Below are 13569 nucleotides of genomic sequence, written 5' to 3' on the forward strand. Positions count from 1 at the left end.
GTTGTTATTTCTTTTTCTTTTTTGGTTCAAGAGAAATTTCTTTTTCAGAAAAAAATTCTTTTTTTGCACTTTCAGAAATAGAAAACAAATAAGCGGCATAGATTTTTTTTATTAATTCATCCTTCAAATAATATAAATCATCTGGTTTTGGAATATAATCAAATGCTCCTAATTCCAAAGCTTCATAAGCTATAATAGATGTTCTTTCACCAAGCGAGGATACAACAATAATAGGAATATTTTTTTCTTCAAGAATATATTGTAATGCTGTTAATCCATCCATATTTGGCATTTTTATATCCATCAATATTACATCAGGATTTAATTCATTTGCTTTTTCCACTGCTTCAATTCCATCTCTTGCTATATCAATTACTTTAAATCTTTTATCTGATTCGATAAGTGTTTTTAAAATTTTTCTTGTAAAAGGCGAATCATCTGCAATTAAAATATTAATAGAAATAATGATCACCTCGATTTTTTATTTTTGATTTATTGCTAATATTCTTATTTATATTAATTAATTCAATTTTATTCAATACCTTTTTCAAATCAAGAATTAATATTGATTCTCCATTATATTCTCCAGCACCTTTAACAAATTCATTTTCAGATTTAAATTCTACAAAGTTCATTTGAATAATTTCAGTAACGGAATCAACAAGGAATCCAATCTTTTTCCCTTCAATTGATACAACTATCATTCTTGAAATTTCTGTTATTTTTATTTCTTTATTTATTCCAAATCTTTTTTTTAAATCTATAAGCGGTATTATTTCTCCTCTTAAATTCATAAATCCTCTGATATAATCAGGGACTTCTGGAATTCTTGTAATATCCTTTATTCTATTAATTTCAACAATAGAATTTATTTCTATTGCATATTTTTCATTTTCCACATCAAATAACACATACTTTTCTCTTTTTTCTTTTATTCTTATATCAGATTTTATCTTTTTGCTTTTTTTATTTAATTTCTTTATATCATCACTTATCATAAAACCTGGATTCAAGATCATTATAGACATATCCTTATATCTTAAAAAGCCTTGAAATTTTTTATTTTCTCTTAGAATAGATGGTATTTTTTTTATTTCAGGAAAACTCAATAAATAATATACATTATCAACAATAAAACCTGCTTTTATTCCATTAACATTCATTATAATTATTTTGGTAAAGTCAGTAATAATTGTTTCTTTACCATATAAACATTCATTTAAATCAATTACAGGCATGAACTCATTTTTAATTGAAATAATTCCTTTAACACATTGTGGCATTTTTGGAATTTTATTTGGAGTAATGTATTTTATTATCTCCTGTATTTCATTTATTATAAATCCATATTTTTCATTATTTATTCCAAAGATAATAACTTTTTTATTTGCCTTCTTTGATAATTTTTTTATTATTCTTCTATCTTTGCTTATATTGATTGTGTTTGTGTTTGTTTTTTTTATATCAATCAATTTTTCTATATCCAATAATATATAATCTTTATTTTTTTTCTTTAATATAGAATTTATATATGTGGATTTAGATTCAATTTTTTCTTCAATCTCATTTAATATTCCTTTTGTTTTATCAACGATTATTCCAAAAGGTTTTTCTTCATTAATAATAATTATTTTAGAAAATTGTCTAATTTCACCATTATAACCAAAACGTTTCCCGAGATTAATTACAGGTATTATTTCTCCTTTTATATTTATTAAGCCCTGTATATATTCAGGGAAAAGAGGTATTCTGGTTATTTTTTTCATATTGATAATTTCCTTAACTTTAAACATAGAAACACAATAATCCTGATTATATATTTCAAAAACCAAATAATTCATAAAAAACACCTCATTAAAACTGTAATTCATTAGATTGAGTCATAATCTCCTTTATCACATTTAACATTTCATTTATACCCTTTTCATGTTCAATAGATGCTCTCGATGCTTCTTCAATAGATGCAAAAGATTCTTCAACAGCACTTTGAGCCTGTTCGACTGCACTCTTTGATTGTTCAATTGCACTTGCAATTTCAGAAATTGAATGCATATTAGAACTATATTTATTCAATAATTCATTTAAAGCTTTTTCCAATTCTTTTAAAACATATATCGTTGTTTTGGCTTCTAAAGCTTCTGAATAGGCGCGTTTTTGGTTTTCATAAGTATTCTCTTCCGATTTTTTTATATTTTCATCTATTTCATCAAGTACATTCTTTATTGATTCAAGATTTTCTTCAGATGTAATGGATAAATTTCTTATATCGGTTGACACCGTCTTAAATCCATCACCATAATCTCCTGATCTTGCAGCTTCAATAAAACCATTTACAGCAAGCATATTTATTTGAAGCGCCATTTTTTCCATTTTCGATATCGTTTTATCCATTTGCCTGAAATTAGAAGATATTTTTTTTATATTTTCATAAACATTTGAGAATTTTGAACCAGTTATTCCAATATTATCAATTAATCTATTTACTTTTTCCTGATTTTCTTTTATATCTTCAAATATCTTCTTTAAAAATTCTTCATCTTCATTATTCATTGATTGTAATTTATGGGATAATTCTGCAAAATCGAAAACAATATTATTCATATTATCCATTTCTTCAGAAAAAACCGATGAAATCTTTTCCAATTGTGATAAATGAACTTTAATACTTTCTGTTCCATTATATGTCTCTTCGATAATCCCAAATAGTTCATCAATTGATGTTGCTAATAATTCCAATGTTGATTTATCCTCTGTTGAATTTAATATTTTTTCCGATACATCAACTAAATTTTGTGCAGATATACTGATATCTGCAAAAGCTCTTTCTTCTTCCTGAAGAGAAATCGATATCTCTTCAGATTCTCTTGAAACCTGTTCTGAAAGAGCTACAACATTTTCTGCAGAAGCTAAATACTTTTCTGATAAGTCCGCAAAAGTATTTATTATCTTTATTTCCTCTAAGATATTTTCCTTTATCTTATCAAAATTATTCTTTAAAAATTCAAAGGCTTTACTTATTTCCTTTCCAAGATTTTCCTGATTTTCAAAAAAGTTATTGAGATTATCAACGCTTTTCATCACATAATCCATATTTTCTTTTAATTCGTTTATATATACTCCTATATTTTTTGCATGGGTCTCTGATATTTCTGCCAGATTCCTTATTTCTTCTGCAACAACCGCAAAACCAATTCCATATTCCTCTGCCCTTGCTGCTTCTATTGCTGCATTCAAAGATAATAAATTTGTTTGATCGGCAATTAATACAACAGAATTTATTATTTCAATTATTTTTTCTGATTTTATTTTTAATCCTTGAATATTATTATTGGTTTCTTTATTAAACTCTATTGTATTGTTGATGGAATTAATAAGTCCTTCCACACTATTAATTGATTGTAATATCTGAACTTGAGATTTATCAGTTTCATATAGAATATCGTTGGCAGATTCTTTTATGCCCTCTGAATTTTTGTTTATCTGATATATTGCTGCTCTTATTTCATGTATGGAATTGGATATTTGTTCGGTTCCTGAAGTAATTTGCATCATCGCCTTCGAAAGCTCTTCCACACTTGACCCTAACTCTTCTACTGCAGCTAATAACTCTTCAGAAGAAGATGTCAGATTTTCCGCTATTGCCTGTCTTTTTAAATATGTTTGCTTCCTGGCTCTTTCCATGGCTTTCTTTCTTGCTTCCTCACGTTTCTTTTTTAATTCTTCTTCATTTATCTGTTTTAAGGTTGATTTTTTTTGTGAATCAGGAATTAACAATCTTTTATCATTCATATTATTTCCTCCCTGTTCTTATAAATACGATTATAATACCAATCCAGACGGTTTAAATATTAAAACTATTTCACCATTTCCTAAAATAGTAGATCCAAAAATGTATTCATGTTTTAAATAGTCTGGCAATGGTTTTACCAAAAACTCATTTTCTTCAACAAACTTATCTAACAATATAGATATATCATCACCATATTTATTTATAACGACCATAGGCATTAAATCAAATTCATATTTTCTTTGAACAATATCTTCAAAATCATATTTTTTGTTTTCTAAAATGCTTTTTAAATCATATACCGGTATTAAATCATCATTATATTCAACAAATAGCATATTGGAAAAATTATGTAATTTTTTCTTATTTATTTTTACTACCTGTTTTATTTCCTCAAAGGGAAATATATATTTTTCCTTTCCAACAAAAAATAGTATTCCATTGATAACTGAAACAGTATTAGGTATCTTTAAAACAAACTTTGTTCCTTTTCCTCGTTCTGTCTTTAAAGAAACTGAACCGTTTAATGCCTCTATATTATTTTTTACAACATCCATACCTATACCACGCCCTGATATTTCCGTTACATTCCCTTTTGTACTGAATCCTGGTTCAAAAATATAATATATTATCTCTTCATCTGGTAAATCTATATTTAATCCTTTTTCTTTTGCTATTTCTCTTATTTTAGTAGGATCAATACCTTTCCCATCATCAATTATCTCAATAAATACATATCCACTTTCATAATATGCATTTATTTTTATTAATCCTTTTTCTGGTTTCCCTGTTTTAATACGTTCACTAACTGTTTCTATACCATGATCTATTGCATTTCTAATTAAATGTGTTAAGGGATCCGACAAACGCTCTAATATAAATCTGTCAACTTCAATATCGCCACCTGATATTTCAAAATCTATTTCTTTATTTTGTACTTTTGATAATTCTCTTATCAGTCTTTTATATTTATAAAACAATTCTTTTATTGGGATCATCTTTAATGTTCTCATTTGATTTTGCAAATCCGTAGTAACTTTTTCGAGATTTTGAAAAATCTTTTTGTATTCATGGTGCAACTCGGTAGAAATATTCGATAATTTTTTTAATAAAAATGATGTTGTCGTTTTTAAGGTTATTAATTCTCCTACCAGATTCATAATATTATTAAGCTTTTCTATATCAATTCTTATAGTATCTGAAAATTCAGGTTTATACTGTATCTCCATTTGATTCTCTTTTGAAAGGTCTTTTTCTTTTTATCAAATACAAGATCATTAAATTCTTCTATGCTTTTTTCAACAGAATTTCTATCCTGTATTAATGCAAAATCCATTATTTTTTTTAACTGCTGTATCAAATCTTCTCTTTTCAATCGTTTTAAGGCATTCATTACGGAAAGATACATTCTTTCAAGTTGTGAGTTATTGTATTCTTCCATTTTTTCCAGATACTCGAAAAATTGAGATAATATGTTTAAAAAAACCTTTAATGCTGGGTCAATATCCAATTTTTTATTAATAGTATTATTTTTATTTTTTATTTTATCTAAAAATTCAGATATATCTGGTGATTCTTTCATTTCACTAAATGCTTTTGATAAACTTCTCAATATATCTATTCCATCGTAGATAATTTCTGTATACGTTTTATTTTGAATATTGTTTCCAAATTCAACAACATAATCTTCCAGTGCATGAGATACTTTTTCTATTTTTTGAGCATTTTCAATATATTTTTCTGGAATATCCATGGATAACAATAATCTTGACACTCCTTTAATACTATGGAATGATCTCATTAAAGTATTTATTGTACTGGTATCTGAATTTTCTTCAAGATCTATCATTATATTTTCTGCGAGATTTATATTTTCATTCAACTCTTCTTTAAAATCTTTTATCACATCATCAATAAATTTCCTGTCAAAATGCATTTTCATATTATTCATCTCCAAGGGCAATTTTTACGCTTTCTATAAGTGATTCAGGATCAGATGGTTTTACAATATAAAAGTTTGCCCCAACTTCAAATCCTTTCATTTTGTCCGTTGATCTATCCAGTGTTGTAATAATTATTATAGGAATATCCTTATAATTTTCATCTTCTCGTATTCTCTTTATTAAAGTAAAACCATCTAAATTTGGCATATTTAAATCCGTAAGAACAATATCAATATCACTTTCTCTATACAAAATATCCAGAGCTTTCGCTCCATCTTCAGCCTCATATATTTCGTAACCAGCTGACTTTAAAATGCTAGCATGATAACTTCTGGTCATTTTAGAATCATCTATTATTAAAATTTTATGCATTATCTTCCCCCTCAAAGCGGTTTTCTATATAATATAAAATCGTTTGCTTTAACAATTTGAAAAGCGCTTGTTATTCTGTTTATTGACTCAGAATGCCCTAAAAATATATATCCACCTTCGTTTAGCATTATATAAAATCGTTCAATAAGTTTTCTTTTTATATCATCAGAAAAATAAATCAGCACATTTCTGCAAAATATAAAGTCATAATCTTCATCAAGAATTTCATATGTTCTATCTTCTATTAGATTCAAATTATATAAATTAACATTTTTTCTGACAACTTCTTTTATTCTATATCTTTCATCATCAATTTTATCAAAATATCTTTCCAGATACTCTCCCGGAATATCTTTAATTGCGTATTGACCATAAATCCCTTCTTTTGCTATTTCAATCATTTTATAATCAATATCTATTGCATCTATTTTAAAGGAATACTGAAAATCAAGCATCTCATTTAAAATTATAGATATTGTATATGGTTCTTCACCTGAGGCACATCCAGCAGAAAGAACCTTTATAACTTTGTTATTCTTTCTACTTAAAACTTCTTTTAATGCATATTCCGCAAACGTTTGCAACTGCAAAAATTCTCTAAAAAAATATGTTTCATTTACTGTTATTTCACTTATTAATTTTGCTAATTCTATATCAGCATATTCACTTTTTTTAAAAAATTAAAATATATTTCCGTATCTTCCAAGGCAACTTTTTTCATCCTTCTTAAAATTTTATTTTTAAAATAATACATTCTTTTATCTTCAATATATATACCTGTTTTTTTATAAACATAATCCCTCAATTGACTAAAATCTATAATATCTATCATTCTCCCAACCCCAGCTCTTTAATCTCATCTTTAAACATATTCCTTAAATTTTCCGGAAGATCATTTATTTTTTTAATATCTCATTTTTTAAGGATTCTAAATTTTTTTGTTTTATAATTTCTATTGCCGCAATTAATCCTTCATTATTTAAATAATCAATATTTTCCTTTAATATGTCGGAAATTTCTCTATCCAATAAATCGTTTAAAATAATTAATATATTATATTTATATTCATTCAATATATCTTTTTTCATTAAACCACATAAAATATTTACAACTTCTTTTTTTAATTTATTTTGAGAGCGCACATTTGGGATATATCTGGTAAGACACTCGAGGAATTCTTTTAAAATCAATTCTTTTTTTTCTGATTGTTTGAAGAAATTTATACATTCATATATATTCTCTCTTTTAAAAATATATCTGGCGTAGGGAAGATATAGATAGGGGTTAAAATGATTTTTTAACTTTTCTTTTATTATTTTATCTGTATTATCATTTCCAATAATTGCAAGAGTCTCTATTACTGTTGAAATCAAAAATGAATTTTCTGCATTAGTCAGTTTTTCAGCAATCTTTTCTGCATATTCATTTGCTTCGAGCAATCCAAGATATTCTATTGCAGCTATTTGATTATTAATATCAGTATCTTCCAATCCTTTTGCAATATAGTGTTTTGCTTCTTTTAAACCTGTTCTATATAAACCATCAAGGGCATATTTTCTAAAGTCTTTATTCTCTGATTTCTGCAATTTTGCCAGAACTTTTATTTTTTTGAAGAACTCAATAAAGAAAGCATAAACTCCTTACGTAACAAATTTTCTTCTTTGAAAAATTCAAAAAAAAGATCATCATCTATATTATCAAGATTTAAATGCTTTAAGGTATGTATAATGGATTCCTGGATAAAGATATCGTTTTCATTTTTTAATAATTTAAATAGATCCAGAGTATATTCCTCTTTATTCTCATTGAGAATAATTTCCAATGCTTTTAGAATTTGTTTTTTGTTTGATGAAAAAAGCATTTTTTTGATTTTCATAATTCACCTCGAAAATTATATATTTTACTTTCTATTAAAAAAATAGTATAATATATTTATATATTAAAATTATATCATAATTTTTGTTATATTAATAAAGGGTGTTAATTATGAAAAGAAAAAAAATATTTATTGGCATAAAAAAAGCTGAATCTATATTAAAAGATTTAACGGGAATAGAAATTGTTATGAACTTAGATGAATTCATACAAGTCGATTTAAAAAAAGTTATTAATCAGAAATCATATACATTATACCTGGCAGCTGCAACAAAGGAAAAAAAATGGGACTTTTATTTTTCTATGCTTTCAGATGAATTCTTAAAATTTCTTGCTCTGGCTGAAAATTATTCAAAAATTGATATTATTGAACCGGAAGATGTTCTTGATACATTTTTAGAAATTGGAAATATAATCTTTGGAAACATTATAACCTCCCTTGCTCTTAACACAAATATTAAATTTTCCATCCCCGTATTATTTAATTCTGCAAAAATCAACCAATCAATAATAAATGGCTTTAAAATTAGATTCGAGGTAAAAGATACAAATATTACCGGGTATCTATTATTTGCATTTAATGAGGGGATATCAATGAATATTAATATAGAACATCTTTTACTGCCTATTGCTATTATCAATAAAAATGGAGATATACTGGATAGTAATTTTTCTTTTAGAATTTTCTTTAATAAAAAAAACTTTTTGAGTTGATAAATAAAAACTCCATTAATATAATTAAAAATACCATAAAAGAACAGGGTGTATTTTTTTATATAGAAAGAAAAAACAAAAAAATACTGAAATCCGATTATTATTTTTCTATAAATTTACATCCAATAGATGATCTTTACATCATTGAATTATCGCCAAAAATAAAGAACTAATTACAGAAAATGCTTTAAATAAAAAATTATCAATATTATATTCTCTTGTTGGATTTTTTATAAAAATTCCTTCTCTTTATTATTCACTAAAATCACTTAATGAAAATGAAGTTATTAAAAATTTTATCGAACTTTTACTTGAATACTCGCTAATTTCCAGTTACTCAACCGATGAAATTTATAAAAATAAATTTGAACTTTTTGATAATTCTATTTTTTATGATTTAAATGATGATATACCTATTAATATAAAAAATTATATTATAAAAGCCATTGAAATACATTCAAATGCCATCGAAATTGTTTATAAAAGCGTTACCTCACCTCAACGAAATTTCGATTATTTAAATATTGCAAATAATTTGATTGTTGGTATGTTTCATGAAATAAACAACCCTTTATCTATAGTTTTAATGAAAGCAGAAATGCTTTCTGCGCAATTAGATGAAAAATATCAAAAAGACATAAAAGTAATATCAGATAACCTATATAGAATTATTGAAATAACAGGATTATTTAAAAGTCTTGTTAAAGGTGACGAGATAAAAACAAAATTAGATCTTGTCGATATATTAAATGATGTTGTTAAATTCATGAGATATAAAGCAAGTCCTAATACACAGATTAATTTGCTTATAGACTCATGGAAACCCTATTACATTATTGGGAATCGTCAGGAATTAATGATCGTATTTTCAAATTTAATAGAAAACGCTATAGAAGCTATAGAAGAAGCAAACAGAAAAGGTATCATAGATATCTCCATTGATGAATTTTCAACATTTTATAATCTTATTATAAAAGATAATGGTATTGGAATATCCGATGAAAATAAAAACAAGATCTTTGAACCATTTTTTACTACAAAATCAAAAAGAGGTATGGGATATGGATTGTTTTTTGTATACAATATTTGTTTAAAACATAATATAGAAATAAATGTGGAAAGTAAATTTGGAAAAGGCACAAAATTTATTTTAAAAATTCCTAAGATAAAGGAGGATTAAGTATGGCCTGGAAAGTATTAATCGTTGATGATGAACCCGGTATAAGAGAAGTTTTAAAAGATTATATCGAAATGAATTTCGAACATACAAAAATCGAAACAGCAGAAAATGCTGATATTGCTTTAAAAAAAATAAACGAAGACCAATATCATGTTATTTTATTGGATATTGTAATGCCAGGACTTGATGCTTTTGAATTTTTAAAACGGGTTAAAGACTTAAACTCATTAATACACATAATAATGATCACCGGTAACTCAACAATGGAAAGAGTTCTTGAAGCTATTGAATCTGGAGCTGACGATTATCTTCTAAAACCATTCTCAACAAAAGAAATAGAAGAAATTCTAAAATGTTCTTTTTCAAAAATTGAACGCTGGAGACATGCATTTAGAAATTCATTCTAAAAGAAAACCCTTAAATAAGGGTTTTCTTTTTACTCAATATGAATATTTTTTATTCCTGAGTTTGACACTATTATTATCAACAAAATTCTAAAAAGTAGAATTATTCAAAAAAATAGCTATTGTTAACTTTTTATAAAAAGAGAAATTAGCCACACACATCCTCCTTTTTGGCTTTTCATGCGTGTTTTAGGAGATTATTTTTTTAAATTCATCTAATTCCATCATTTTTTTCGGTTTTTCTATTTTTAATGTTTTTAATATGGCTTTTTGAAAATCGTTTAAATTGGCTCTTAATGCAAATAATTTGTCTTTTAATCTTATTTCAGAGTATTCCATTTTTTTTATAGCTTCTCTTATTTTTTCATGAGAGTATTCAATATTATTTTTTTCCAGTTCTAATTCTAATGTTCTTTGAATTATGTAAGATATGAAACTCATTACAATATGTCCTTTTATTCTTTTCGGTGTCCAATGAAATACCGGTCTTGTTTCAAGATAATTTTTTAATGTTCTGAATGTTTCTTCTACTTTCCATAATGTATGATATTGTTCTAATATTTCTTTTGGCGATAGTTTTGTGTTTGTTATTATTCCATAGTATCCATCGTATTTTTCATCATTTTCTATTTTTTCTATGTCCAATATATAATTTTGTTTGTTCTGTTCTTTTAAATATTTTTTCGCTCCTCTTTTACTTTTGGAATCTATATTTCCTTCTTCTAACATTTTTTTCGCTTTTTCTATTAATCGTAGTCTATCTGCTCTGTCTTTTTTAGCTCTTTCTTCTGAATATATTATGAGTAATCTTTTATTTTCATATTCTACTTCTCTATATTTTATTCCTTTTGCTATTTCTATGAATTCTCCTTCAAATATATTTACTTTTTTTAACTGTTTTATTGATTTTCCTACTATGAATTCATAATTAGAATTTTCTACTACTTCTATATTTTTTTTACTCATCATTCCTCTATCTGCTACTACTATTACTTTTCCTAATTGATATTCTTTTTTCATTTTTTCTATTGAATCTTTAAATGTATGCCCTTCAAATGTATTTCCTGCATATATATCAAAACTAACTGGCATTCTATCCTGATCTATTGACATCCCTAATACTACTTGCGACTCATTAAATTTCTTATCCTTTGAATATCCCATTTGTAATATTTCATTTGTTTGTTGTGTTTCAAACGCTAATGTTGTTACATCGTAAAATACTAAATCTACCGTTGTATTAAACAAACTTATCCTTTGATTATACATATGTTTTTCTATCGACTCTTTATTATCTGCTAATATATCCAATGTTCTGTATAACCAGTGCAACATTACATCTTTTTCTTCCAGGTCTTTTTCTTTTTTAACTTCCACTTTGTTATATCCAAAATACTCTAAATTATTAAATATTCCCAATTTACTCTTCGGTTCTACTATTCTATTCATCACCATTATTTTTAACATTTCTTCTGCATTGTATTTTATTTCTTTATCCAGTCTTTCAAAATATCTTTTCATCTCATATCTTTCAAATATCTTATTTACTATTACTTTGGCTCCGTAATTTCTTCTTGCTATTTCTTCCATTAAATCATCTTCTATTTTTTCATATTCATCTATTTCAAATATTTTAAAAAGACTATCTACAAGTTTTGTTATATCTTTTTTACTATACTTATCTATATTTCCAAAATTTATTACTGTATGCTGTTTCACTTTTCCATTTTCTCTTTTGCTTTCCATTATCCTTAAATATCTTTTTCCTTTCACTTTTGATATTTTAGGATACATTTTAAAACATCTCCTTTCAGTGGTTGTCATATATATTATACCACCAAAAGGACTAATATATTACTAATTATAGTTAATTCTCTGTAACAAAAGTTAGCCACACAATTTTTCGACTTCCTGAAAAATACACGCCTCAAACCCGCATTCTACCGTTCCATTTCCCTTAAAATCGCCAAATTGCTGTCAAAGGCAGGTGATGAACCCGGTATAAGAGAAGTTTTAAAAGATTATATCGAAATGAATTTCGAACATACAAAAATCGAAACAGCAGAAAATGCTGATATTGCTTTAAAAAAAATAAACGAAGACCAATATCATGTTATTTTATTGGATATTGTAATGCCAGGACTTGATGCTTTTGAATTTTTAAAACGGGTTAAAGACTTAAACTCATTAATACACATAATAATGATCACCGGTAACTCAACAATGGAAAGAGTTCTTGAAGCTATTGAATCTGGAGCTGACGATTATCTTCTAAAACCATTCTCAACAAAAGAAATAGAAGAAATTCTAAAATGTTCTTTTTCAAAAATTGAACGCTGGAGACATGCATTTAGAAATTCATTCTAAAAGAAAACCCTTAAATAAGGGTTTTCTTTTTACTCAATATGAATATTTTTTATTTCTCTATATTTTGCTGCTTTTGTTATTTCCATTACCATATCAACTAAATCCTGTTTTTCATAGGACAAATCTTCATTATTTTCTATTTTTATTAAAATTCTATCTAAATCTTTATATGTTATACCCATTGCGTATTCATCTGTAATTCCAGGGATTAAATCTGGCGATGGTGATTTGTTTATTATTTTTTCCGGAATGCCTAATTTTTCTGCCAGTTCAAAAACCTGTGTTTTGTATAAATGCATTATTGGTTCTATATCAACAGAATCATCTCCATATTTTACATAAAAACCTGTGTTTAATTCTGTTTTATTAGTAGTTCCAACAACAGCGTAATTTAGTTGTTCAGCATGAAAATAAAGCAATACCATTCTAATTCTATGTTTTGACCTGTAATATGCAAGACCTTTTAAAAACTCTTTATCTCCTTTATTCATTAAATCATTAATATAACTTCTTTTTTCAAACTCTTTTTTTACATAATTTTCCTGAATTCTTCTTGGAACAAACCATGTTGGTGGTTCTAATTTATATACTCCCATTTTTTTTAATATTGGAGAAATTTTGATAATATTGTATTTTATCCCTAAAAAGTCACATACCAATTTTGCATCACCTATAGTATCTGGTGAAGAATCCCTTTCTGGTAATATTAATCCTTTAACCTTTTCTTTTCCCAATGCTTCAACACATAACTTACCCACTACAGCAGAATCAATACCTCCGCTAATACCAATCATAGCTCCATTATATCCATATTCTTTTATTTTCTCTTTTATAAACGATTCTATTTTTTTAATCATATAAATCGCCTCATTCATATATTCTTAATTTTATTATAACTCATTTTTATATAAAAATACAAATAATAAT

16 protein-coding genes are annotated in these 13569 nt (G+C 25.9%); 4 read left to right on the plus strand and 12 right to left on the minus strand.

Annotated features, from left to right (window positions below; translation table 11 throughout):
* Nucleotides 1-4 precede the first annotated feature (4 nt).
* From DJ007_RS15400 to DJ007_RS03415, 10 genes are all read right to left on the minus strand, one after another.
* Nucleotides 5-472, minus strand: coding sequence for a response regulator (locus tag DJ007_RS15400; RefSeq protein WP_206076062.1), 468 nt, complete (start codon nt 470-472; stop codon nt 5-7).
* A complete protein-coding gene (locus DJ007_RS03375; protein WP_165973981.1) occupies nt 453-1841 on the minus strand; it encodes a chemotaxis protein CheW in 1389 nt (462 codons plus the stop codon). The genes DJ007_RS15400 and DJ007_RS03375 overlap by 20 nt, the downstream gene beginning before the upstream one ends.
* Nucleotides 1842-1854: 13 nt before the next feature.
* Nucleotides 1855-3789, minus strand: coding sequence for a methyl-accepting chemotaxis protein (locus DJ007_RS03380; RefSeq protein WP_129408338.1), 1935 nt, complete (start codon nt 3787-3789; stop codon nt 1855-1857).
* Between the two features lie 30 nt (nt 3790-3819).
* Nucleotides 3820-5016, minus strand: a complete 1197-nt coding sequence (locus DJ007_RS03385; RefSeq protein WP_129408339.1) for a chemotaxis protein CheA — start codon at nt 5014-5016, stop codon at nt 3820-3822.
* Nucleotides 4977-5729 carry a hypothetical protein gene (locus tag DJ007_RS03390; protein ID WP_129408340.1) on the minus strand — a complete coding sequence of 251 codons (753 nt, stop codon included), beginning with the start codon at nt 5727-5729 and terminating at the stop codon, nt 4977-4979. The genes DJ007_RS03385 and DJ007_RS03390 overlap by 40 nt, the downstream gene beginning before the upstream one ends.
* Before the next feature lies 1 nt (nt 5730).
* Nucleotides 5731-6102, minus strand: a complete 372-nt coding sequence (locus DJ007_RS03395; RefSeq protein ID WP_206076063.1) for a response regulator — start codon at nt 6100-6102, stop codon at nt 5731-5733.
* A gap of 11 nt (nt 6103-6113) precedes the next feature.
* Nucleotides 6114-6755: a CheR family methyltransferase gene (locus DJ007_RS03400; protein ID WP_129408341.1), complete on the minus strand. Its 642-nt coding sequence runs from the start codon at nt 6753-6755 to the stop codon at nt 6114-6116.
* The gene (locus DJ007_RS03405) at nt 6752-6934 is read right to left on the minus strand and encodes a protein-glutamate O-methyltransferase CheR (RefSeq protein WP_129408342.1); all 183 of its coding nucleotides are present in this window, start codon (nt 6932-6934) and stop codon (nt 6752-6754) included. The genes DJ007_RS03400 and DJ007_RS03405 overlap by 4 nt, the downstream gene beginning before the upstream one ends.
* Before the next feature lie 64 nt (nt 6935-6998).
* Nucleotides 6999-7688 (minus strand): HEAT repeat domain-containing protein, encoded by a 690-nt coding sequence (locus DJ007_RS03410; RefSeq protein WP_129408343.1) that lies wholly within the window; start codon nt 7686-7688, stop codon nt 6999-7001.
* A 14-nt stretch (nt 7689-7702) separates the two neighbouring features.
* Entirely contained in the window at nt 7703-7978 is a 276-nt protein-coding gene (locus DJ007_RS03415) for a hypothetical protein (protein ID WP_129408344.1), read from the minus strand.
* A gap of 110 nt (nt 7979-8088) precedes the next feature.
* On the opposite strand from DJ007_RS03415, the gene DJ007_RS03420 reads away from it, so the two are divergent.
* From DJ007_RS03420 to DJ007_RS03430, 3 genes are all read left to right on the plus strand, one after another.
* Entirely contained in the window at nt 8089-8691 is a 603-nt protein-coding gene (locus DJ007_RS03420) for a chemotaxis protein CheX (protein ID WP_129408345.1), read from the plus strand.
* 535 nt (nt 8692-9226) lie between these two features.
* Nucleotides 9227-9871 carry a sensor histidine kinase gene (locus DJ007_RS03425; RefSeq protein ID WP_129408346.1) on the plus strand — a complete coding sequence of 215 codons (645 nt, stop codon included), beginning with the start codon at nt 9227-9229 and terminating at the stop codon, nt 9869-9871.
* A gap of 2 nt (nt 9872-9873) precedes the next feature.
* On the plus strand, nt 9874-10278 hold the full coding sequence (locus tag DJ007_RS03430) for a response regulator transcription factor (RefSeq protein WP_129408347.1): 405 nt from the start codon (nt 9874-9876) through the stop codon (nt 10276-10278).
* Between the two features lie 186 nt (nt 10279-10464).
* Here the strand turns inward: DJ007_RS03430 and DJ007_RS03435 are convergent, their stop codons facing one another.
* The gene (locus DJ007_RS03435) at nt 10465-12099 is read right to left on the minus strand and encodes an IS1634 family transposase (RefSeq protein WP_129407806.1); all 1635 of its coding nucleotides are present in this window, start codon (nt 12097-12099) and stop codon (nt 10465-10467) included.
* A 147-nt stretch (nt 12100-12246) separates the two neighbouring features.
* Between DJ007_RS03435 and DJ007_RS03440 the strand changes: the two genes are divergently transcribed.
* Nucleotides 12247-12642: a response regulator transcription factor gene (locus tag DJ007_RS03440; RefSeq protein WP_129408348.1), complete on the plus strand. Its 396-nt coding sequence runs from the start codon at nt 12247-12249 to the stop codon at nt 12640-12642.
* Between the two features lie 29 nt (nt 12643-12671).
* Here the strand turns inward: DJ007_RS03440 and nadE are convergent, their stop codons facing one another.
* On the minus strand, nt 12672-13499 hold the full coding sequence (nadE, locus tag DJ007_RS03445) for an NAD(+) synthase (RefSeq protein WP_129408349.1): 828 nt from the start codon (nt 13497-13499) through the stop codon (nt 12672-12674).
* Nucleotides 13500-13569 lie beyond the last annotated feature (70 nt).

Source organism: Marinitoga lauensis (genome assembly GCF_004135675.1).
GTDB lineage: Bacteria > Thermotogota > Thermotogae > Petrotogales > Petrotogaceae > Marinitoga > Marinitoga lauensis.

What these genes read in the sequence shown, in the direction of transcription:
- DJ007_RS03375 (WP_165973981.1), bottom strand. Translation starts at nt 1,841, where the DNA reads ATGAATTATTTGGTTTTTGAAATATATAATCAGGATTATTGTGTTTCT.
- DJ007_RS03380 (WP_129408338.1), bottom strand. Translation starts at nt 3,789, where the DNA reads ATGAATGATAAAAGATTGTTAATTCCTGATTCACAAAAAAAATCAACC.
- DJ007_RS03385 (WP_129408339.1), bottom strand. Translation starts at nt 5,016, where the DNA reads ATGGAGATACAGTATAAACCTGAATTTTCAGATACTATAAGAATTGAT.
- DJ007_RS03390 (WP_129408340.1), bottom strand. Translation starts at nt 5,729, where the DNA reads ATGAAAATGCATTTTGACAGGAAATTTATTGATGATGTGATAAAAGAT.
- DJ007_RS03395 (WP_206076063.1), bottom strand. Translation starts at nt 6,102, where the DNA reads ATGCATAAAATTTTAATAATAGATGATTCTAAAATGACCAGAAGTTAT.
- DJ007_RS03405 (WP_129408342.1), bottom strand. Translation starts at nt 6,934, where the DNA reads ATGATAGATATTATAGATTTTAGTCAATTGAGGGATTATGTTTATAAA.
- DJ007_RS03415 (WP_129408344.1), bottom strand. Translation starts at nt 7,978, where the DNA reads ATGAAAATCAAAAAAATGCTTTTTTCATCAAACAAAAAACAAATTCTA.
- DJ007_RS03420 (WP_129408345.1), top strand. Translation starts at nt 8,089, where the DNA reads ATGAAAAGAAAAAAAATATTTATTGGCATAAAAAAAGCTGAATCTATA.
- DJ007_RS03430 (WP_129408347.1), top strand. Translation starts at nt 9,874, where the DNA reads ATGGCCTGGAAAGTATTAATCGTTGATGATGAACCCGGTATAAGAGAA.
- DJ007_RS03435 (WP_129407806.1), bottom strand. Translation starts at nt 12,099, where the DNA reads ATGACAACCACTGAAAGGAGATGTTTTAAAATGTATCCTAAAATATCA.
- nadE (WP_129408349.1), bottom strand. Translation starts at nt 13,499, where the DNA reads ATGATTAAAAAAATAGAATCGTTTATAAAAGAGAAAATAAAAGAATAT.